Consider the following 21,485-nt stretch of genomic DNA (forward strand, 5'->3'; position numbering starts at 1 on the left):
ACTGTATTAAATGTGTTGGTAACATCTTTATCGCTTAACTCAGTTATACTAAAGACGACCTATTAAAAGCAATTTTGAAAAACCTACCCACTACTACTGCAAATCCTATTTAAAAAAATCTCTTTGTTTTCAATGCACTCTGTATAGTAATAATTTTACATACAGAGGTGATTTATGAATGACTTTAAAAACAACAATCTTAAAAGCGAAGAACAGGCACGCATTGACCTTGCCGCTTGTTTTCGTTGGTTTGCACGCCTAAATATGCATGAGGCGGTTGCCAACCATTTCAGTGCATCCCTATCTGAAGATGGCAGTCAATTTCTGATCAATCCAAAATGGCAACACTTTTCAACCATTAAAGCGAGTGATTTAATCTTGTTAGATACCAATAATCCTGATAATGAGTTATTGGCAAAAATTGACCCAACCGCGTGGGCCATACACAGTCAAATCCATCTATTAAGACCAGATATCAAATGCGTGCTACATTTGCATCCGATTTATACGACTACCATCTCAACGCTAAAAGATCCGACCATTAAACCAATTGATCAAAACACGGCGCGCTATTTTAATCGTGTGAGCTACGATGATTGTTATCAAGGTATGGCTGATAGCAATGCGGAAGGCAAACGACTCGCCAGCTTATTAGGCGAGCATAGTCGTCTGATGATGGGCAATCACGGGGTACTTATCGGCTCGCACAGTATCGGTGTGGCATTTGATGACATGTACACCATTGAGCGCGCCTGCCAAGTGCTCACAACCGCCTATGCGACCAATCAGCCATTGCGCCTCATTCCTGACGACATCGCAGAAAAGACGGCTCAAGACTGGGAGTCTATAGAGGACTTTAGCGAAGCACATTTAGAAGAGATTAAAAGGTTACTGCTGATACAAGAACCTGATTTTATTGAATAATTTTTAATCTATTTTTAGCAAAAACTCTGTTTGTCCAGCCCATCCATACTTTTCTGATATAAAAAATACAATACTAAAGAAAAAGCCCTTATATCCATATATAAGGGCTTTTTCTTTGACGCTAATCAATTTAAAAACTGATCTATGAAAACGAGTCCTTATTTTTAATTGATATTTTGTACAAACTGGTTGAAGCGCTCGTTGGTACTGTTTCTCAGTACCTCAGGTGATCCTTGCTCAACAATATGACCACCTTCCATAAAGATGACACGGTCGGAAATATCAAAAGCAAAGCTCATTTCATGGGTGACAATAATCATGGTCAAGCCTTCTTTGGCAAGCTGTTCCATTACTTTTAATACTTCACTGACCAGCTCAGGATCTAAGGCAGACGTTGGTTCATCAAACAAGATAATAGAAGGTTCCATCGCAAGGGCTCTGGCAATCGCCACCCGCTGCTGCTGTCCACCTGAGAGCTGATGCGGGTATTTTTTTGCATGGGCCTTCATACCGACTTTGTCGAGCATCGCAATTGCGGTCAGCTGATTGATGCCTTTGTCATATACCTTATGGTACTGAGGTGCCAGCATGATATTTTCTAAAATAGTCTTATGCGGGAACAAATTAAAATTCTGAAACACCATACCGATATTTATAATTTGCTCTTTAAAGGGCTTAGACTTATCGGTCAGAACAGTATCTTTTAGAAAAGGATTACCCATCAAATTAACCGTGCCTTTATTAAGTGTCTCCAAGCTATTTAACGTACGAATAAAAGTAGTTTTCCCTGAGCCTGACGGGCCAATAATAGACACCACCTCGCCCCATTTCACGTTAAGATCAATACCCTTTAGTACATGGTGCTCGCCATAGGATTTGTGAATATTAATGGCTTCCAGTGCATAATCGCCTTTTCGCTCTTGGTTTATTTCTTTGTAATTATTCAATGATTTATTGCTACTGATATTACCAACCAACTCACCTTCTTTCAAAATACTGGGCTTCTTTTGCGTAATATCGATAAACTTTTCAAAGCGTTGAATCAAGAAGCCAAAAACAGTGACAATCAAGATGTAGTAAAACGCGACCGCCAACATGGTTTCAAGCACCAAGAAGTTCTGTGCATACAAACGCTGTCCAACCAGTAGGATTTCTGTCAGAGAAATAACCGATACCAGTGAGGTGAGCTTAACGATAACGACAAACTCGTTGCTCAATGTAGGTAAGGCGATTCTTAGCGCCTGTGGCACCACAATCAGTCGCTGAATACCCATCGGCTTGATACCTAACGCCTTACCCGCTTCTATCTGAGCTTGATGGACTGAGTTGAGACCACCGCGATGAATCTCAGCAATATAGGCGGTCTCACATAACGTTAAGGCAATTAGACCAGACATGAACGACGAAGATAAGATCACGCTGGTTTGTGGAAACACCTGCGGCATACTGTAAATGAAGATCAAAAGTACCAACAAAGGAATACTGCGAAATAACCAGATATAAGCGCGGCTTAATAACGAGACAGGTTTGAGTTTAGATTTTTTGCCAAGTGCCATCACAAAACCTAGGACGATACCCAAAATCCATACCAATACACTAAGTTCAATCACAGTTAAGGTGGCTTGCCAGAAGTTTGTGTCTTTTAGCAAGCTAAAAGTATATGCCCAATCAAATTGCATGATCTGTCCTCTAAAATTCGTTAAGGAGTGAAGCTATAACAACGTCGCAACAAGCTTGTCTAAAAAGTGACTGCAAGCGTTTAATTGACTAATAGCAATGTATTCATTGGGTTTGTGAGCAACCTCGATAGAGCCTGGGCCACAAACCAAAATAGGAGAGTCAAAACATTGTTGGAACAAGCCTGCCTCTGTACCAAAAGAGAGTTTGGTAATGTTGGACTGTGGCAATAACGCCTGGATACTTTTTAATTCTGGCTGCGCTTGGTTGGTCATTAGCCCAGGATACTGATTAATGTCTTGCAGCTCATAACGATAGATGGCATCTTTTGCCGCAAAATCCTTTAAGATCTGTGTTTGAATCGCGGCAATACTGTCTTCTGCGACATTGCGGATTTCATAGTCTAACTGACACAGGTTGGGCACGACATTTAACGCTGTACCGCCATTAATCTTGCCCACATGAATGGTAGAGTACGGAATGTCATACCCCGTATCCAGATGTCCTTCTTTGGCAACCACTTGCTGACTGTCAATCAAGCTTTGTACAAAGCTACTTGCCGCGTGAATGGCATTGGTATAATTTGGCGCAAGAGCGGAGTGTCCTTCTGTGCCATAAAACTGCACTTGAAACACGGCTTTGCCTTTATGACTGGTAGCCACATCCATCAAGGTCGGCTCCCCTATAATCACCACTCTAGGCGGGACAATTAAGCTGCTCAGTTGCGTTAGGATGTGCCTGACACCCACGCAGCCGATCTCTTCGTCATAGGATAGGCACAGATGCAGCGGATAAGTTAAGGGCATGTCCGCGGCCCTTTTCATTATGACTAGCGCGCAGGCAATAAACCCTTTCATATCGGCGCTGCCACGACCATAAACATTGTTATTTTTTATGACGGCCTCAAAAGGGTTAGTGTCCCAGTCTTGACCATCAACAGGTACCACATCGGTATGGCCTGACAACAACACGCCAGCGCTGTCTTTAGGACCTGTGCTAATGAATAGATTGGCTTTGTTTTGTGCGTCGTTATAATCGATAGTGATGTCGATATTCTTATGATCTAAATAGTGTTTGACGTAGTCAATCAGTGGTAAATTACTCTTATAAGAGGTGGTATCAAAAGCAATGAGTTGTTCTAATACGGCTAGGCATTCTGAGTGATGTTGCATTTGCCTTCCTTATTCTTTTTGGTTTTTGATATGTGCTTCGGAGAAATACGAGACACTCATGCCAGGTATGTATTGGTTGGAAATAAAAGCTTGGCAGCGACTTGAAAATGCCTGTTGCACATTGGTCAGGGTGGCATTTTTGGGCGTGGCAATGCCGATTTTCATGGGCCTCATATCACCAGATATTCTAACCATGACCAACTTTTTACCATCGTTAGATAAGTTGCTCTTTGGGCGAACATTTAAGATGGTGTAGCCAATGTTGTTACCCACCATCGAGCGAATCACATCAACATATTTACAGGTGTCGATAATGTTGGGCTTGAGGTTGTTTTTGCGAAACAAAGATAGGAAGTAGTCATTACTGTAGGGCATATCGAGCAGGATCATTGGATATTCGGCCAACTCTTCTAACGTCACCGCCTTGTGCTTGGCCAGCGGGTGCGTCTCAGACAATAAAACGTACGGCGGTAAGTCAGCCAGCGGTGTAAAATTGATGACGTTCTCATCGATATGTAAGTCGTACAGTAAAGCCAGATCTAAAGTGTTTTTTGTGAGCTCTTGCGTTAAATTGTGATGATCGTCAATCACCGCTTCTACATCTACCTGCTTATACAAATTTGCAAATCCATGTATGATTTCAGCGTAAACAAAAGGTGCAAAGGCTGAAAAACAGCCGACTTTGATCTTGCCGCGCATAATGCCTGTGAAGTCAGCCGACATTGAATACAGATCAGAGGATTGTGCCAAAATCACTTTACAGGCATCTTTGACCTGCTCGCCGATCTCGGTCAACAATAAACCTTTAGCATGCTGGCGAATGAACAGCTGGACATGAAGCTCTTCTTCCATATGTGCAATCGCGGCCGATATTGACGGCGAGGAGATATGTATTTTTTCAGACGCAATGATGATACTGCCGCTTTCTGCTGTGGTGACGAAATATTCCATCTGACGTAACGTAATTCGACTTAACACGATAGATCCCTTTTATTAAATAGCGGTTTATAAGTCTCCAGGCACGCCATAGCTCGGTGAAATAGTGGGATTCAAGGCTCGCACAATATAGTCATCTAATTGCGGCTCATAGATGTCCCACAATTTCTGTAAGTCCTCTATGGGCGTGTCTGACCAATCTACTCGTAGATCGACAATCGGCCATGTGGCCTTGTCTACTACCAGCAAGCCTGCCGAATGCACCTCCCCTTCTTCACCGCCTGCGTGATAACCCGATACTAAGCTTTCAAGCAATCTGCTGGCAAGAGAGCCTTCGCTTTGCTCAAAAGTCATGAGCATCTTCTCAGGAACAGCAGTGCTAGATAGCATATTACCAGCACAGGCAGCACGCTTGCCTTGCGCGGTCGCAAACGTTCCTAAGGTATGCTCACCGCTAAATACAAAAGGTGCATCGGTCGCGCTGAGTGCCATCAGCTGACGATACTGAATAAACTCAGTACTTTTAATCAGCTCATGACCGGCATCAATCGGAGTTAGGTTGTATTGCATCATTTCAATCAATATTTGCGACAAGTTAGGGTCAGTGATGTTTTGACTGGCGACCACACCAACGCCTGCTTTGGCACGAATACAGCGGGAGGCCACGGCAGGTGATGAGGAGCTGATCGCTGCACCGAGCTGCCCTGTTCTTTCACATCGCGCAATAATAGAAAATGTCATTATATATCCTTAGTATAATTATGGTTTTAAATTACAGCGGTCGCGTCGATCTCAACCAGCCATTCAGGACGTGCCAGCGCAGAGACTACAATGCCTGTCGATACAGGATGCACACCTTTTAGCCAGCGCCCAACCACCCGATAAACGTCCTCACGGTATCTAGGGTCGATGATATAAATGGTGATTTTGCAGATGTCAGTCAGCTCGCCACCTGCCTCTTTGAGTAGCATGCTGATGTTATGCATGGCTTGCTCGGTTTGGCCTTTGACATCACCCACACACACGCTTTTACTGGTGTCTAAGTCTTGGCCTATTTGCCCGCGTAAAAACACAGTACTGCCTTTTGCGACGACTGCTTGGCACAAGTCGTTATCGATATTTTGCTCAGGGTAAGTTTCTTGGGTATTAAAGGTTCGAATACGGGTATGTTTCATAGATGTCATGGTTGACCTCTTATCAGTCTCAATTTTTCAAGAAGATGGACAGTATGTAATGGTTAAAGGATGTTCTATCGCCTTACAAACAGTATGTCGCAAATCAAATTCAAGGCAAATTAAGATTTCCTTTCCAGTGGTTAGGCTGAGCCATATCAGAGTGATTCGGTTTTTTTGAGGTAGCTATTCAGGACATACGATTGTCATTTTAAATACAGAAAAATTAATATGATCTGGGTGGATGTGACCTTGATAGAGAGTCATATCTTCAAAAAGTAATGATTCAAAATATTAATTTTTATGCAGAGAGAATGGTCATATGTCAATCGATAATAAAAGTGTAGACACACTGGTTGTGGGTTCAGGTCAGGCAGGTATTGCGATGAGTGAGCATTTGGGCCATCTCGGTATTGAGCATGTCGTCTTAGAAAAAAATAGAATTGCCGAGGCGTGGCGCACGCGTCGATGGGATTCATTGGTCGCTAACGGTCCTTGCTGGCATGATAAATTTCCAAATATGGACTTCCCTCATGATCCAGACAGTTTTGTGCCGCACAGCGAAGTCGCTGAGTATTTTGAAAACTATGCCAAGATGATTGACGCACCGATTGAGACGGGCGTAGAAGTACAAAACATCGTCAAAAATAAGAACAAAAAAGGCTTTAGCGTCACCACCAGTCAAGGCACGCTTTTTGCCAATAATATCGTAGTCGCCACAGGACCGTTTCAAAACCCACTTATTCCTAAAATTGCCCCACAAGACACCAGCCTGTATCAAATACACTCGGATCACTATAAAAATCCCGAGCAGCTGCCTGAGGGTGCGGTACTGATCGTCGGTGCTGGCTCATCAGGAGTGCAAATTGCCTCAGAGCTAAATAGTGCAGGTAAAAAGGTATACTTATCCGTTGGCCCGCATGAGCGTCCGCCGCGCAAATATAGAGACAGAGACAATGTGTGGTGGCTGGGTGTTTTGGGCACATGGCATGAGACCACGCCGCCGCAACGACCGATTAAGGGTTTTGCAGTGAGCGGTATGAATGGCGGACAAAGCGTTGATTTTAGAAAGATGGGTCATGAGGGTATCACTCTAGTTGGCATGACCAAGGCATTTACCGACCATACCGTATCCTTTAACGATGATTTGGTTGATAACATCGTCAGTGCCGAACAAAGCTACTTGGACAATCTTGAAGAAATGGATAGATACATTGAAAACAATGGTCTAGATTTGCCTGAGGAGCCTGAGGCCAAGGTGTTTATGGATATGCCTGAGTGTATGACCATGCCCATCGACGCGCTCGATTTTGACAAAGATAATATTACCAGTATTATCTGGGCATCTGGCTTTGGCTATGATTACCACTGGCTCGATTTTGATATTTTTGCAGACAATGGCGCACCAATACACAACAAAGGTGTCACTAGCGAGCCGGGTATTTATTTTGTCGGGTTGCCGTACTTGTCGGGCAAAGGCTCTAGCTTTATTTGGGGTGTATGGCATGATGCGAAGCGTATTGCTGAGTATATAGAGATCCAAAGACACTACCAGCGTTATCAATCCTCTAAAAAAACCGAATAATAGTTTTAGAAGAGAGGTCTATGGTATTGCTTTATTCCCTAGACCTCACCACCAACTTTTATCCTTTCTACCAAAAAATCGACCGCCGCCTTTACCTTGGGTACCAAATATCGCTGTTTTTGATACAGCAAATAAATCGCCATGTCCGCATGCTGAGTGACTGCCAGCTCATGCCCAAACGTCAGTTCTTGTAACACCCCTGACTCAAGGTAGGACGCCAACGCCCAGCGCGTAGACATTAAAATACCGTCGCCCGCACAGGCTCTTTGTGCCAACCACGGCCCGTTGTTTGAGATCGCGACCACAGACCCTGAGACATCATGCCATTGCTCATCCACATAACATAACCAAGGGGTTCGCCCTGATGGCGCTTTAAAATAAAGTCCCCGATGTTCCTTTAACGTCATGACATGGTCAGGTACGCCATATTTTTCCAGATAGCTGAGGGACGCCACTGGAATAAATTCATTATCCATGAGCCTTATTGCAAGCACCCGCTCGTTCGGTGCGTAGCCACCACGAATCGCAATATCGACATCATCACGTCCTAGTGTTGACAGCTCATCACTCAAACTGACATCGAGCACGATTTGCGGATATAATGCACTAAACTCATCCAATAACGGCAGTAGTATTTTTTCACCAAAACCCACCATCGAGCTTATGCGTAGACGTCCGATCGGTGTGGTTTGATAACTGCGTACCGTTTCTTTGCTTTGCTCTAGCTGGTTCAATATGTGCTGCATATCATTATAATAAACCTGCCCTACCTCCGTCAGCTTCACGATTCGAGTGGAACGCTTTAGTAGTGTCGCGCCCAAACTCTTTTCTAAATCAGAAACTCGTCTTGATAATGAGGATGGCGGCACACCAAATACCTTCGCCGCTTTGCTAAAACTGCCCGTCTCGACCACTTTACTAAAATATCGTATCGCCCGTAGCTGATCCAAAACCTATCTCCATTCAATAAACAGTCAATTTTCCAACATATCTGTATCAATTACTACGTAATTTGACCTTATTATTGTCTTAAAGGCAATAGTGATTCGCGTTTTGCCCTATATATCACCTCATTAAAAACAGTAATAATAGGTGCAGCTTGAACATGACAACTAAAAAAATACTCACATCCATAATGGAATAATAATTTATGATTACTTTACATGGTTTTCCCACAAGCAACTATTACAACATCGTCAAACATGCGCTGTTATACAAAGAAATACCTTTTCAAGAATATCTGATCTTCACTGACAACGACAAGTTGTTGACCGTCAGTCCTGTGGGTAAAGTGCCCGCTATCACAACAGAGGAAGGAGTGACGCTATCAGAGTCGAGTGTCATTTGTGATTTTATCGAAGAGGCTTACCCTGACATCCCGTTATATCCTGAATCTGCTACTGAGCGCGCAATCGTGCGTCAAATTATGAAAATAGCAGAGCTGTATTTTGAATTACCGAGCCGCCGCCTCATTCCTTATGTGTTTTCAGGTACACAAGCTCCTGACACTCTCAAACAAGAAGTACGTCAAGTGCTCGCCCGCGGGATTCCTGCCTTAAACCAGTTGTGCCAGTTTTCACCTTGGATTGCAGGTAAAGCGCTTACGATGGCTGACATCTATATGCACTATGTAAACGTTGTCGTCATTGGTTGCGCCTCAACCCAACTTGACTGGGACGTGCTAGCAGAGATACCCGGTATGAAAGAATGGAACAAGACCATGAGTCAATCTGATATTGCCCAAAAAATAGAGGCCGATCGCATCGCCAATATGCCTGAGTTTATGACACACATAAAAGCTCAAATACAGGCAGCGCAGCCTAAATAATGGTTTTTAGCATAAAATAACACCCTTACGATAACAATAATGAGTGATGCCGCGCATCATTCATAGGAGAAAACATTATGACCGATAAAAATAAGCAACTGGTATCTACCATCAGTGATGACAACAAGTTAACCCTGTCTTTAAAAGACATCAACATGCCGCAGCCCGGTGCTGATGAAATTGTCGTGCGCATGGAAGCCATGCCATTGAACCCCTCTGACTTTGGGGTGATGTTCAGCGCCGCTGACATGTCAACTGCCGTACAGTCAGGCACCAATGACAGCCCTGTAATTACTGCTGATGTGCCTGAGAAAGTCATGCCAGCACTCAAAACGCGGGTAAATAAAGACACGCCTGTCGGTAATGAAGGCGCCGGTACCGTCGTTGCAGCAGGCTCATCAGAAGCCGCGCAAGCACTCATGGGTAAAATGGTCGCTGTGATTGGCGGCGGTACGTACCGTCAATATCACTGTGTGAATGTGAGAAGCTGTATAGAGATGAAAGATGGCACCACAGCCACCGAGGCGGCATCATCTTTTGTCAATCCACTCACCTCACTGGCAATGGTCGAAACCATGCGCGCTGAAGGTCACAAAGCTATTATTCATGCGGCAGCGGCGTCTAGCCTCGGGCAAATGCTCAACCGAATTTGTATGGCTGATGGCATTGATCTGATCAATATCGTACGTAAAGAATCACAAGAAAAGCTACTGCGCGATATGGGCGCAAAATACGTGGTCAACTCAAGCAGTGAGACCTTTACCAATGACTTAACCGCAGCGATTATCGAAACAGGCGCAACGATTTCATTCGACCCTATTGGTGGCGGCAAGCTATCTAGCGATATTCTAAACTGTATGGAAGCGGCCATCACCCATGATGTGGAAGAATACAGCGTCTATGGCTCAGACACCTTTAAACAGGCCTATATTTATGGTGCCTTAGATCGTGGCCCAATCACCTTAAACCGTAACTTTGGTTTTGCGTGGGGCGTTAACGGATTCTTATTATTTAATGCACTTGGCAAACTAGGTAGTGAAACAGTCAAGTCGATGCGTAAGCGCGTGGCAGAAGAAATCACCACGACCTTTGCGAGCAGCTATACGCATGAAGTCACGCTAGAAGAAGCGCTGCAATTAAAATCAATCGCTACTTATGGCAAACAAGCGACTGGTGAAAAGTATTTGATTAAGCCTCAGGGATAATAGTTGTTTGAAGCATAATCTAGAAGTCACTTTGTAACAATAGAAAAGCAGATATCGATGATGTCTGCTTTTTTGTGCTTAATTGTTATAGGGCTTAATATACGTTCTTTGCTAACCATACTTTATGAGTCTTATTGTGAGAAATCAGCCCATGACTTACAAGTCCTGTTAAACAGCCGAACCTTGAATGGCCTTCAACTAAATGCAATTCACAATCTAACTCAAGAAATATAGGTGGTCTTTTCCAAGTATGATTATGTTCCCAGTGCGCTACAGTTTGATCTGTATGACCAATTAGCTTCCAGTTTAAATCTGTCGAAACTCGATGAGACTTCTTACAACAGGTATCTACCCACTTTTGGAAGTAAGGAAAAATTGAAGCATGTGACATGTTTTCAAATGTGAGATTCACAATCTCCCAGTTTAGATTATAAATATCTAATTCAGCATATTGCTCTTGAAACTGAAAGTTACGTCCATGATCTTGATAAAACTGTTCTAAAACATCTACTGAAGTATTAGGTAAATTTAAGATCAACTCATCAATGTCTATACGTCCTACTTGGTCACCCGAAAGATTTATTAATTCTTTAAATTTCAAAATTCCCTCACAATGTAAATTTTGGAGCTTATGAATATTTTAACTTATTAAATTTATTTCTTATCTGTAATTACATTAACACCTCAAATTGATAGTTTTCGAGAGTATAAAGGGGGATTGATAATATACAGGACTAACTTTTTTGCAAAAGATATAAGATTTCGCATAGTTTTTCAGAAACAGGATAGTCTTTATACTAGATATAGTTATCGGTATTGAATCCCACAGGCTTGTATTGTCGATTCAGTACAACCCTCGATCTATCTGACTATTTTTCTATACAATAAAGAAAGTACACTGCTCGAAAATCTGTAAAAACTGACATAAGCTAACTCCGATTATAAAAAATTATTAGTTTATAAATTATCGTGTTGTCTCATAATTCCACTAAATAATTCTAAAGTAAACAATTGATTATAAGTAGTCATAAACAATACCGTGTTTGAAAACCTTCTTTTTTGCACAGAACCCTACCATCACCCTGATAAACCAATTCTATGCGAGTACGCGAGCATTATTTTTATAAAAATATCTCTTAATCTATTGAATCATAAAGCGTGTAGACGATAACTACTCTAATTATCTGACTGTAAAAGCGCTTATCAGTCGCTTTAATTCACTTATTTCTCTCAAGACCTCTCTTAGTTATCCCATTTTTCACTTAATATGGCTATTAATCATCCCCAAGTGAACCTTGGGAATGATTGATAGAAAAAACCTTTTATTTAAAAGGATTGTAAGATTGATATAATAAATACCAGTGTCCATAATGGTGTCCAGCAATCAGTGTTCAATAATGTCTTATGATATAACTGTTGCCTACGGTCACTTGTCCCTTTATAAAAACTACGGATAACTTTTATGGCTGTCGATAATGCAAATGATATTAATAAACTTGAATACCGAGATAAGGACTACTCGGTCAGCGTTTCAGGTGTCGCGGGTCTGAGTATCCGTGTCTATCCAAATGGCAAAAAAGAATACTACCTACGCTACGCTCACCCCCACATCACAGGCAAGCGGCCCAGAATGATGCTGGGTAAGGTCGAGGACATTAATCTATACGAGGTTAAGTATAAAGCCGAAACCATACTTAACATGGTCGCAAACGGCTCTGATCCCAAAGCCATACAGCAAAAAGAACAAGTCAATAAGTATGCTCATCTAAAGAACGCTACTTTCGCTGAGATTGCACAAGCATGGCGCGCGCACAAAACAGCAGGTCGCCAACACAGCAAATCTAAAAAGCTTGCGTTTAGTGAATCGACACTCAAGTTTTGGGATTTGTGTCTGGGTTATATGCGTCATGAGATTGGTGAGTTGAGAATGAACGATATCACCAGTGAGATGATATTAAGTGTGTGTGAGGCCATTCAAAACAACGACAATCAAGCCACCTTCGTTGGTGCAAGCACACGGCTGTATACCGAAAAAGTATTTTCTTTTGCCGTCGCGCGCGGATTATGCGATAGAAATGTGGCGATTGACACGCGTGGCGAGCTAGCACCAGCTGGCTCAGGTAATCACTTGCCCGCCATAACCAAACCCGATGAGTTTGCAACGCTTTTACAAGATATGGCCAATTTTAAAGGGGCAAGCAAGATCACCCTTGAGGCCATGAATCTACTACCCTATATATTTGTCCGTAGTATCGATCTGCGCTCGATGCGCTGGCAGGACATCGATTGGGAAAATAATGTATGGGCATTCTCCCCTACTAAAGGTGAAGGTCGTGATGATATGGTCTCACATTTGGTGGTGCCATTGGCAACCCAAGTCATCGCACGTTTACGACATATTCACTCTATCAGCGGTCATAACGACTATGTCTTTGCGTCGACGCGCGCTTCAAACAATGCTTATATTAGTAAGGCTGCGCTCGTACAAGTGTTCCACCGCATGGGCTACAAAGATGTGCAATGCGCGCATGGATTTCGGGCTTCGGCCAAAACCTTGCTCATGGAACAGCCTGATCTGCGTTACTCAGATATCGTCACAGAACTGCAGCTGGGCCATAGAATCAAAGACACTCATGGCGGCGCTTATAACAGACTCGATGAGATTGATACGAGGATACAGATGATGCAGGACTGGGCAGACTATATAGATAAGCTGCGAGACGGTTCTGAACAGATTTAAAAAGAAGTCATTCCAAAAAAAACTGACTTTAAACACCTGAACAAAATAGAGATTTATATTTAATTGTCTAAATACTTCCCCAACCATGCCAAAAATGCATCGCTAGTCGTCGATACGTTCAAGCGCAGATGGGTTGAGGCACTGGCATCTGGATGAAACAATTGCCCAGGTGCCACCAGCCACCCATCGCTATAGGCATCTAGTGCCAACTGGCTGGTATCTTGCTGGGTATCTACCCACACAAAGATGCCTGCCTGCGTATGCTCAGGATAGACAAGTCCAATCTTTGGTAATGCTTTACGCATCCTCTCATGCGCATCATATAAGTGTTGATGGACTTTTTTAATCTGCCGACGGTACTCGCCGTGCGTCCATAGATGGTGAATGACACGCTCACCAAATTCTGGCGTATTCATATTACTCAAGGTTTTGATACGCAGCACGTCATCAATGAAATTATCTGGGCATACCAATAGGCCGACGCGCCAACCTGATGCCATCGACTTTGAAAATCCCGTCGCATAAAACACGCGCTCGAACTGATCAAGACTGGCATAACGCAAGACTTGACTGTCCGGTACAAACGCGGCGTATAAATCATCCTCAAAAATATACGCATCGTATTTATGGATAAGGTTAAGCACTTGGTGCGCCCGAGCAGGATGTAGATTATAAGAGGTGGGATTGTGTAGCACGCTGTTGGTCAAATACAGCTTAGGATGATATGTCTCAAACAGCTTTTGCATCTGCTCAATGTTGGGGCCTTGATGGTCGCGCTCGACCGCGACAACATTGAGTCCTTGTTGCTGTAGGCAACTCGATAGCCAAAACCAGCCCGGCCCATCAACCATCACCGTGTCACCCACTTCGGTTAATAGCTGTACGATCATGGTAATGGCTTGTGATATGCCTGCGGTGGTAATGACATTGTCTGCATAGGTCTGCATACCAAGCACATTCAATTGCTGAACCAGTTGCTGACGCAGTGGCAGATAGCCTTGCACCGCGCCATAGTCGTAGATGAAGCTATCCGCTTGCTGAGTGACCTGCCGTATGGCCCATTCCATCTTGTCATTACGCACCCAATCTCTGGGTAAGGTTCCCACCCCTGGTGATCGGCAATGCGGAATGTCACTAAACACCTGCTGTACCAGCCAGCGTGTGTCTATAACGGGGTACTTGGTACCGACTTTTTTATCACTATTAGGTTGAGCCAGTGTTGCTTGTACATTCACATAGTAGCCTGAACTTGGCTTAGCCACCAATACATTGGTGGCCACCAGTTGCTCATAGGCTTGCACCACCGTAAAGCTCGAGATACCCATCAATTTTGCTAATTTGCGCACCGATGGCACACGCTGATTAGGCAAGTAAATTTGCCAAGCAATACGCTGCTGTAGCCATTCAGCGACGGCAGCGGTCTTCGTCAAATTAGGATTGAGTTTGTAATTTTCGACCATAATGAGCGCACTTATCTTGGACTATAAAAATCTGAATACAAAAAACTGTCATGTTAAGTATGACTATACACTTTGTTCACCATCAGTGGAACTGTATCGGGTCTGTCATGGTCATCTAGACTATAGTTGATCTCTTCAATCACATTGAAGTTTTGAGGAGAATAGATAAATGGGCATAACGGCAGGCTTGGAAGGTAGCATCACCGCGTTGGCTATTTTCTTATTCATTAGCTCAATCACACCCGGACCCAATAACTTAATGCTACTACATGGCAGTATCAAGTGCGGATTTTGGGCATGTCGCTGGCATATGCTCGGTATTACGACAGGCGTTGCTGTCATGCTTGGACTGAGCTATTGGGGTATGGCAACTTTGGTGGTTGGCTTCCCGGCGATTATGTTGACGATAAAAGCACTGGGTACGCTCTATCTGTTATGGCTTACTTATCATATGGCAAAAACGGACTTCACCGCGGTTGTCAATAAAGCACTGCAACAGGAGCTGGCAAGTGAAACAAGTGGCGCAACCATCGCAAAAAACCGCGTGGGCGATTTACCACTAAGCTTTGGACAGGCATTGCTGTTTCAGTGGCTGAATCCAAAAGCATGGACCATGACAATGGTGGCACCCAGTCTGGCCATGTTTCATACCAGTAGCTCGTGGCTGGACAACCAGCTATTACTGATCATGTGTGCCATCATCAATATCTTATCGATCAGCTGCTGGGCGGCAGGCGGGCACTGGCTACGCCAACTGGTACATTTACCGCGTGTGATGCGGGTTATCCATACACTGATTGTATTGATGACGCTGTATTGTGCCGTCATGCTATGGCGCTAAAAAGCAAGCAAGGTGACGATTAAATCACAAACGAAAAACGCATAATAATTACCTAGGATAATCATATGACCCCTATATACACTGCACTGGCTGTACTGGTTACCTTTATTTGGGGTGTAAATTTCACCTTTATTGCCTGGGGGCTCGAGAGCTTCCCACCACTGATGCTTACTGCCCTACGTTTTTTCTTTACCGCGGTGCCGTTGGTGTTTTTTCTTAACCCCCCTACCTTTAACCGCACCTTACTGATTTATGCCATCGGTACCTTTGTGATTCAGTACGCCTTTATATTTACCGCCATGCATCTAGGCGCGTCACCAGGGTTGACAGCGCTATTGCTGCAAATCCAGATTTTTATCACCGTGTTACTAGCGTACTTTATCCTAGGCGAAGCAGTCAGTCGCATGCAAATCATCGGCATGCTGGTCGGAGTATTGGGACTTAGCGTGATTGCACTTAATCTCGGCGGTGATATGCCTGTGGCTGGATTTGTCTGCATCTTGATTGCCGCAGTGGGCTGGAGCTTTGGCAATATTGCCTCCAAGCAGGCCTCGGCACAGGCAGCCATAAGAGCGGCGCAGCAAAAAACAAACGTGCCTGTTGTTTCCTCTGAGACTGTTTCTTCCAATACTAAAGAAAATAAGGCATCTGCTTTGTCTGCTCTGGCACTGGTAGCATGGGGCGGTCTTATCGCTTGCGTAATTTTGATCCCATGCTCTCTCCTGTTTGAGTCCGATGCATGGCAACTGGCAACCTTTAACGAGGCATCGATGAGGTCGTGGCTGTCACTAGGTTTTATCGTATACATCTCAACCCTAGTAGGCTTTGGGCTGTGGTCGTATTTGCTCAGCAAGAACACCGCATCTAAGGTGATGCCATTTGCGCTACTAATACCCATATTCGGTATGACAACGTCCGTAGTGCTCACAGGGGAAGTTGTGACATGGTGGAAGATACTGGCAATGATATTGATATTATCGGGGTTACTACTGGCAAATATGAAATTAGGGCTAGGAAGAAGACTTGCTTATAAATAATACCAAGTATCTGACTTTCTTTAGCTTTGACTTTAAGGCGAAGTGCTCTTGAGTATTGAGTTTATCGGGTCAGGATCAATATTAACTGAGCTTTTGATCGTCAATTTTCATTTAAGCGTCAGATCATGGAGATGCCAGTGCTAAATCAGCACCTTAGTAGAGCAAATATCGTTAGTATAAAGGGTGCTTTATTTGCCTTGGCAGCGGCAGCGCTCAATGCCACGATAGGCATATTCAGCGTGCTACTTATGAATACAGGGCTAAAGAGTAACGATGTCGCCTTTTTAAAAACGCTTGCTGCTTTTGTCTTGCTGTCTCTTATGCTGAGTAAGACGCCGAGGCACGTTCAGTATCAACATCTCATCATGCCTGCACGTGTTACTCTTAATCATCATGCTAGCCATAAGCGCATTATAGCCGCCATTGCTGTTTGTGCCTTTTTTGGTATTTTTACGCTGTTTGTGTTTGAGACCCAAGCTTATCAGTATGGCAATCCCGCCAATGTTGTGGTGATTTTGATGGCAGCAGCAACCATATCAGCAACGCTATTTGGCGCACTACTCCTTAAAGAAAAACTATTACTTAATACTATTTTGGGCGTGTTATTAGCAATCGCTGGTATTTTTGTGATTTCTTGGACAAGCAGCGTTGATTTAACGTTGGTGTTTTTTGCAGCGCTGGCTGGTATTGGCTATGGGCTATTTTCGGTATTGATGCAACGCTTTGGCTTACAAGGCGGTATTTATTTGACCAAATACTTATTACTATTTGGCAGCCTATTGTTATTCATCCCCTTTATTATTACCTTTGATCCTGTGCATATAGGATATCAATCCATTCTTGGGTTGCTGGGTTTGGCTATTTTTCCAACCATTTTAGGCTTTTACTGTACCACCAGTGCTTTAACGTATTTGCCTGCGTCCAAGGTACAAGTGATTGAGTTATCAGAGCCATTGTTTGCGATGTTTTTTGTGTGGCTAATATTGCATGAGTCAGCAACGATACGATTTTGGCTTGGCGCAGGCTTGGTCATACTCGGTATTTTGACCATCACGAATACGTTTAAAAAAACGCCACATTGAACTTTGCTCAATGATTTCTGCATTTAAGAAGAACTCCATCTGAATATAAATAGCCATATATTTGTGTCTAGCCAGCATAGGTTAAATACAAAACATTGGTATCAGCGCACGATTACATCAATATTTTATGATAGATTATCTCTTTACTATTTAACCAATAAAAATAACCTAGCAAATGATAGAGAACTTCTACATGCAACAGATCAAAAGATTGCCCGCCATAGATGGTCAGCTTGGCTGGTTTGAGTCCGTGCCTTTTACGCGGCCCATGCCCGTACAACAAGCTGAAAAAGACGAGTATTTTGATATCATTGTTGTTGGTGCAGGCTTTTCAGGTCTCGCCACGGCTGACCGATTGGCGCAGCTGCGTCCAGAGGCGCGTATTGCCATTATTGATGCAATGGAAGTTGGTCAAGGTTCCTCCGGTCGTAATGCAGGATTTATCATTGATTTGCCTCACAATGTAGATCCAACAGAACCTGATACACTGGCAACAACACAAGTCCGTGATTTAAATAAGTTTGCGATTCAACGTTTAGATCGTATTCAAAAGCAGCAAGGTCTTGACGTATGCTGGCATCAGGCTGGCAAATATTTAGCCGCTCATGAAGAAAAGCATTTCTCCGGCCTGACTGATTTTGTAGATACACTAGAGGCCATAGGAGAACCGTACGAGATATTAAGTGATGATGAGCTAGCGAAAAGATTGGGAACCCATTACTACAAGCGCGCCATTTATACGCCAGGCAATATTTTAGTGAACCCAGCAGCGTTGGCCATTTCGGTAGCCAGCGCCCTACCTGACAATGTCACTTTGTTAGAAAACACACCTGTAGATGAGATAGATTTTGCCAACAAAGTCATCCAAACCCCAAAAGTGCGCCTCAGTGCTGACATTATCGTACTGGCCACAAATGCATTTACGGAACAATTTGGCGTATCCAATAATAGGATAACCCCAATATTTACTTATGCCAGTTTGACGCGCCCCTTGACCGATGATGAAATGAGTCGGTGCAAAGATTTTTCATTGAAAAATATAGAACCTTGGGGACTCACCTCTGCCCACCCTGCCGGCACCACGGTACGCCTGACTGATGATAAGCGAATTTTTATTCGTAATACATTGAACTATCAGCCCAATCTATCCAGCCCTCAAGCGGTAATTGATAAAGCAAAAGCCAAACACCGTAAATCGTATCTGGCACGTTTCCCGCAATTGCCCGATGTTCCTTTTGAGTACACGTGGGGTGGTATGATTTGTGTGACGATGAACCATGAGCCTATTTTTAAGGAGCATACTACTGGTGTGTATGTCATCGCTGCCATGAACGGCGTTGGTGTGGCAAAAGGCACTTACTTGGGTCACTATATGGCAGAATATATTTGCGGTAAAGACAGTCCAGAGCTGGATTTTATCTTAAAACACGCAACACCAAGCTGGATGCCGCCCGATCCACTGCGTAGCGTTGGCGCGCACATGCGACTGTCCTATGAAGAGCGTATGGCTAAGGGTGAGGTGTAGAGTCTGAATTTACGTGATAAACACTAAAATGGTTAAATGCGCAATTGCGCTAATCATTGGACTCACGGTATAGCGTATTTTGAGACTCTTCTCTAAAGTCTTCATAAGTAATCGCGGCTTCCGCACCTAAGTCTTTAGCATCTGTACTAGATTCAGCAGGCAGTGCTTCGGCTGTCTTAGAGGTATCAGTTGCCTCTGCATTCTCACCAACCGCTGTATCTTGAGTCTTAACGACTGGTTGTTCGACAGGATTGGACGATGTTGGTGTCGTATTGACGGCTACCGCTGGCGAGTTATCTGGTGCTGCTTTGTCTGATTCACTAGCACTATTTATCTCTGTGCTATCGGGCGCCGCAGTCTGTATGGGCGTTGATAAAATCCCTGTATAAATAAGCGCTAGCACGATCATAACAATCAATAATGAGCCAAAGATCATACCGATAATAAGGGGTTTTTTGCTACTCGCCAGCCTATCTTGTGCTGACGCTGCTTGAATGGTCGATGGTATGGATGGCTCTGGGATAACAGCCTGACTGTCATTGCGTGTATAAGCGCTGTCGTCAGTCGCAGCATACCCTGTTGGAGAAGCGTTTGTTAAAGAAGCATCTACGGCTTGACTGCTACTATCGGTATCATCATAAAAATCAAAAGTGAGTGCATCATCGTCCACCTCACTGCCAAACGCTTTATTTACAATGTTTGCATTACTATTGGTCGGTATCTCTTGATCTGAAAAATCAAAAGTTGCATCGGTGGTGCTGGTGGCTTCAAATGGCTTTTTATCCTCTTGATTGGTAAATCGCTCAAAAGTATGCGTGCTTAATGACTCATAAGCAAAAGACTGATCGGTATCATCTAACGGTCTTAAAGTTTTATTTTCACTATCATCGCCATCCTCATCACCCTGAACACGACTGATGAAGCGCTCATAAATATTATGATTGCTACGATTACGCGATTTTTTACCGACAATTTCAGCCAGTTTCTCTTCAAAACCCGTATCGATATCGTTTTTTTCGTCGCTCATAGAATAATACCAAACCAGTTTATTCTACTGGCATTAAATGACTGCTAGAATGAAGTGATGATATTTCTTACCAAAATGTAACGTTGTCGTTAACGAACAATATAGTTGCTCCCTTCGTTATCTTCAAGCACAATTTATTTACTGGTGATAACATTTTTAAAATGTGCTGCCCATCAAATCAAAAATCACGAAATCAAAGATATGAAAATAACGTCTGAATCAAAGAGTTGAAGCCATGGATTTAAAACAGCTTAATGCATTTATTGCCGTCGCAGATCTGCGTAGCTTTAGCGCGGCTGCGACCCAAACAGGATTGTCACAGCCCAGTCTGAGTCGCCTGCTTAAACAGCTTGAGACGGACATGGGGGTGGAATTGATTGACCGCTACCATAGGCCATTAAATCTGACGGAAGCGGGCGCTTTTTTTTACGACAAAATCAGCACCGTTTTGACAGAGATTGATACGGTCACCAGTATGACCCAGCGCCTATCAGCACCCAGCAGTATCTTAAATATTGGCTTTGTTCCCTCTGTGCTGTACGGATTGCTCCCCGAAATCATCGCTGAACTAAAGCAGTCAAGCCCCGATATCGAGGTCACACTCAAAGATATCAGCTCGTATCAACAAATGGATGCGCTCAAATCGGGTGAAATAGACATCGGTTTTGGCCGCTTTGCCCACCAAGACCCTTGGATTCAGCAAATACTCCTTCGTCATGAACGTTATGTTGTCGCACTGCCCAAATCGCATCCTTTAGCACAGGTGCGTGAGCAGCGTTTGATAGATTTGGCCAACAACCGCTTAATCTTATATCACCAAACCCATCTGCCTATATCTACAGCGATCTCAAAATCAAAGTCAAAAAACATCAAACTGGCTGCTCATGCGGCTATTAATACAAAAGATCGTTCAACCCGTGCACAGACATCTTTGAGTGAGCCTATTACCGAACCGTTGCTACATTTGTTTGCCCAATATGGCATCTCCCCCTTTACCACCACGACCGTGAGCGATTTACAAGTTGCTTTAGGACTGGTGGCGGCTGGTGAAGGAATTACGCTGGTACCTGCCAGCTTACGGACCGTGCGTACCGAGCAAATCAGCTATCAACGTTTGGTGCATGAAAATGTCACCTCCCCTGTTTATTTGCATACTCTCAAAGATTTTGTGCATCCTAAGATTCCTGCGTTGCTCACTGCCATCTACCATGTCTATGAGCAACGCGGCATCACTTACCGACGTCAACAATTCACCTAGTAGCTCGCATATTTAC

19 protein-coding genes are annotated in these 21,485 nt (G+C 43.6%); 10 read left to right on the plus strand and 9 right to left on the minus strand.

What is annotated here, in order from left to right; all coding sequences use genetic code 11:
• The first annotated feature begins 174 nt into the window (after positions 1-174).
• A complete protein-coding gene (locus tag CIK80_RS00095; protein ID WP_095568376.1) occupies positions 175-924 on the plus strand; it encodes a class II aldolase and adducin N-terminal domain-containing protein in 750 nt (249 codons plus the stop codon).
• A gap of 164 nt (positions 925-1,088) precedes the next feature.
• On the opposite strand, the gene CIK80_RS15555 is transcribed toward CIK80_RS00095, so the two are convergent.
• Genes CIK80_RS15555 through CIK80_RS00120 form a run of 5 tightly spaced genes read right to left on the minus strand, consistent with a single transcriptional unit; the run spans position 1,089 to position 5,884 of the window.
• Positions 1,089-2,603: an amino acid ABC transporter permease/ATP-binding protein gene (locus tag CIK80_RS15555; protein ID WP_095568377.1), complete on the minus strand. Its 1,515-nt coding sequence runs from the start codon at positions 2,601-2,603 to the stop codon at positions 1,089-1,091.
• 33 nt (positions 2,604-2,636) lie between these two features.
• The gene (argE, locus tag CIK80_RS00105; protein WP_095568378.1) at positions 2,637-3,773 is read right to left on the minus strand and encodes an acetylornithine deacetylase; all 1,137 of its coding nucleotides are present in this window, start codon (positions 3,771-3,773) and stop codon (positions 2,637-2,639) included.
• 9 nt (positions 3,774-3,782) lie between these two features.
• A complete protein-coding gene (locus CIK80_RS00110) occupies positions 3,783-4,751 on the minus strand; it encodes a LysR family transcriptional regulator (RefSeq protein WP_087041630.1) in 969 nt (322 codons plus the stop codon).
• A gap of 27 nt (positions 4,752-4,778) precedes the next feature.
• Positions 4,779-5,450: a DUF1028 domain-containing protein gene (locus CIK80_RS00115; protein ID WP_095568379.1), complete on the minus strand. Its 672-nt coding sequence runs from the start codon at positions 5,448-5,450 to the stop codon at positions 4,779-4,781.
• Between the two features lie 26 nt (positions 5,451-5,476).
• A complete protein-coding gene (locus CIK80_RS00120; RefSeq protein ID WP_068407027.1) occupies positions 5,477-5,884 on the minus strand; it encodes a RidA family protein in 408 nt (135 codons plus the stop codon).
• 319 nt (positions 5,885-6,203) lie between these two features.
• Here CIK80_RS00120 and CIK80_RS00125 point away from each other — a divergent pair, with 319 nt between their 5' ends.
• The gene (locus CIK80_RS00125) at positions 6,204-7,466 is read left to right on the plus strand and encodes an NAD(P)/FAD-dependent oxidoreductase (protein ID WP_095568380.1); all 1,263 of its coding nucleotides are present in this window, start codon (positions 6,204-6,206) and stop codon (positions 7,464-7,466) included.
• A gap of 38 nt (positions 7,467-7,504) precedes the next feature.
• On the opposite strand, the gene CIK80_RS00130 is transcribed toward CIK80_RS00125, so the two are convergent.
• On the minus strand, positions 7,505-8,416 hold the full coding sequence (locus CIK80_RS00130) for a LysR family transcriptional regulator (RefSeq protein WP_095568381.1): 912 nt from the start codon (positions 8,414-8,416) through the stop codon (positions 7,505-7,507).
• Between the two features lie 200 nt (positions 8,417-8,616).
• Between CIK80_RS00130 and CIK80_RS00135 the strand changes: the two genes are divergently transcribed.
• Both CIK80_RS00135 and CIK80_RS00140 read left to right on the plus strand, forming a co-directional pair.
• Positions 8,617-9,294 (plus strand): glutathione S-transferase family protein, encoded by a 678-nt coding sequence (locus CIK80_RS00135; RefSeq protein WP_095568382.1) that lies wholly within the window; start codon positions 8,617-8,619, stop codon positions 9,292-9,294.
• A gap of 77 nt (positions 9,295-9,371) precedes the next feature.
• Complete coding sequence (locus tag CIK80_RS00140) at positions 9,372-10,499, plus strand: zinc-binding dehydrogenase (RefSeq protein WP_095568383.1); 1,128 nt, start codon at positions 9,372-9,374, stop codon at positions 10,497-10,499.
• 94 nt (positions 10,500-10,593) lie between these two features.
• On the opposite strand, the gene CIK80_RS00145 is transcribed toward CIK80_RS00140, so the two are convergent.
• A complete protein-coding gene (locus CIK80_RS00145; RefSeq protein ID WP_095568384.1) occupies positions 10,594-11,100 on the minus strand; it encodes a hypothetical protein in 507 nt (168 codons plus the stop codon).
• A gap of 861 nt (positions 11,101-11,961) precedes the next feature.
• On the opposite strand from CIK80_RS00145, the gene CIK80_RS00150 reads away from it, so the two are divergent.
• Positions 11,962-13,239, plus strand: a complete 1,278-nt coding sequence (locus CIK80_RS00150; RefSeq protein WP_095568385.1) for an integrase arm-type DNA-binding domain-containing protein — start codon at positions 11,962-11,964, stop codon at positions 13,237-13,239.
• Between the two features lie 59 nt (positions 13,240-13,298).
• On the opposite strand, the gene CIK80_RS00155 is transcribed toward CIK80_RS00150, so the two are convergent.
• Positions 13,299-14,699, minus strand: coding sequence for a PLP-dependent aminotransferase family protein (locus CIK80_RS00155; protein WP_095568386.1), 1,401 nt, complete (start codon positions 14,697-14,699; stop codon positions 13,299-13,301).
• Between the two features lie 169 nt (positions 14,700-14,868).
• Between CIK80_RS00155 and CIK80_RS00160 the strand changes: the two genes are divergently transcribed.
• The 4 genes from CIK80_RS00160 to CIK80_RS00175 all read left to right on the plus strand — a co-directional run bounded on the left by CIK80_RS00160 (position 14,869) and on the right by CIK80_RS00175 (position 19,184).
• On the plus strand, positions 14,869-15,540 hold the full coding sequence (locus CIK80_RS00160; protein WP_095568387.1) for a LysE family translocator: 672 nt from the start codon (positions 14,869-14,871) through the stop codon (positions 15,538-15,540).
• A 65-nt stretch (positions 15,541-15,605) separates the two neighbouring features.
• Positions 15,606-16,577, plus strand: a complete 972-nt coding sequence (locus CIK80_RS00165) for an EamA family transporter (protein WP_095568388.1) — start codon at positions 15,606-15,608, stop codon at positions 16,575-16,577.
• A 137-nt stretch (positions 16,578-16,714) separates the two neighbouring features.
• Positions 16,715-17,659, plus strand: a complete 945-nt coding sequence (locus CIK80_RS00170; RefSeq protein WP_257011642.1) for a DMT family transporter — start codon at positions 16,715-16,717, stop codon at positions 17,657-17,659.
• A 193-nt stretch (positions 17,660-17,852) separates the two neighbouring features.
• Positions 17,853-19,184: an FAD-binding oxidoreductase gene (locus CIK80_RS00175; RefSeq protein ID WP_095568389.1), complete on the plus strand. Its 1,332-nt coding sequence runs from the start codon at positions 17,853-17,855 to the stop codon at positions 19,182-19,184.
• A 49-nt stretch (positions 19,185-19,233) separates the two neighbouring features.
• Here the strand turns inward: CIK80_RS00175 and CIK80_RS00180 are convergent, their stop codons facing one another.
• Positions 19,234-20,211: a hypothetical protein gene (locus CIK80_RS00180; protein ID WP_095568390.1), complete on the minus strand. Its 978-nt coding sequence runs from the start codon at positions 20,209-20,211 to the stop codon at positions 19,234-19,236.
• 235 nt (positions 20,212-20,446) lie between these two features.
• On the opposite strand from CIK80_RS00180, the gene CIK80_RS00185 reads away from it, so the two are divergent.
• On the plus strand, positions 20,447-21,469 hold the full coding sequence (locus CIK80_RS00185) for a LysR family transcriptional regulator (RefSeq protein WP_095568391.1): 1,023 nt from the start codon (positions 20,447-20,449) through the stop codon (positions 21,467-21,469).
• Positions 21,470-21,485: the final 16 nt, after the last annotated feature.

The sequence above is a fragment of the Psychrobacter sp. JB193 genome (assembly GCF_002285555.1).
Lineage (GTDB): Bacteria > Pseudomonadota > Gammaproteobacteria > Pseudomonadales > Moraxellaceae > Psychrobacter > Psychrobacter alimentarius.

Bases quoted from the DNA above. Each gene is read 5' to 3' on its own strand.
- CIK80_RS00095 (WP_095568376.1), top strand. From the start codon at position 175: ATGAATGACTTTAAAAACAACAATCTTAAAAGCGAAGAACAGGCACGC.
- CIK80_RS15555 (WP_095568377.1), bottom strand. From the start codon at position 2,603: ATGCAATTTGATTGGGCATATACTTTTAGCTTGCTAAAAGACACAAAC.
- argE (WP_095568378.1), bottom strand. From the start codon at position 3,773: ATGCAACATCACTCAGAATGCCTAGCCGTATTAGAACAACTCATTGCT.
- CIK80_RS00115 (WP_095568379.1), bottom strand. From the start codon at position 5,450: ATGACATTTTCTATTATTGCGCGATGTGAAAGAACAGGGCAGCTCGGT.
- CIK80_RS00120 (WP_068407027.1), bottom strand. From the start codon at position 5,884: ATGAAACATACCCGTATTCGAACCTTTAATACCCAAGAAACTTACCCT.
- CIK80_RS00125 (WP_095568380.1), top strand. From the start codon at position 6,204: ATGTCAATCGATAATAAAAGTGTAGACACACTGGTTGTGGGTTCAGGT.
- CIK80_RS00135 (WP_095568382.1), top strand. From the start codon at position 8,617: ATGATTACTTTACATGGTTTTCCCACAAGCAACTATTACAACATCGTC.
- CIK80_RS00140 (WP_095568383.1), top strand. From the start codon at position 9,372: ATGACCGATAAAAATAAGCAACTGGTATCTACCATCAGTGATGACAAC.
- CIK80_RS00150 (WP_095568385.1), top strand. From the start codon at position 11,962: ATGGCTGTCGATAATGCAAATGATATTAATAAACTTGAATACCGAGAT.
- CIK80_RS00155 (WP_095568386.1), bottom strand. From the start codon at position 14,699: ATGGTCGAAAATTACAAACTCAATCCTAATTTGACGAAGACCGCTGCC.
- CIK80_RS00160 (WP_095568387.1), top strand. From the start codon at position 14,869: ATGGGCATAACGGCAGGCTTGGAAGGTAGCATCACCGCGTTGGCTATT.
- CIK80_RS00165 (WP_095568388.1), top strand. From the start codon at position 15,606: ATGACCCCTATATACACTGCACTGGCTGTACTGGTTACCTTTATTTGG.
- CIK80_RS00175 (WP_095568389.1), top strand. From the start codon at position 17,853: ATGCAACAGATCAAAAGATTGCCCGCCATAGATGGTCAGCTTGGCTGG.
- CIK80_RS00180 (WP_095568390.1), bottom strand. From the start codon at position 20,211: ATGAGCGACGAAAAAAACGATATCGATACGGGTTTTGAAGAGAAACTG.
- CIK80_RS00185 (WP_095568391.1), top strand. From the start codon at position 20,447: ATGGATTTAAAACAGCTTAATGCATTTATTGCCGTCGCAGATCTGCGT.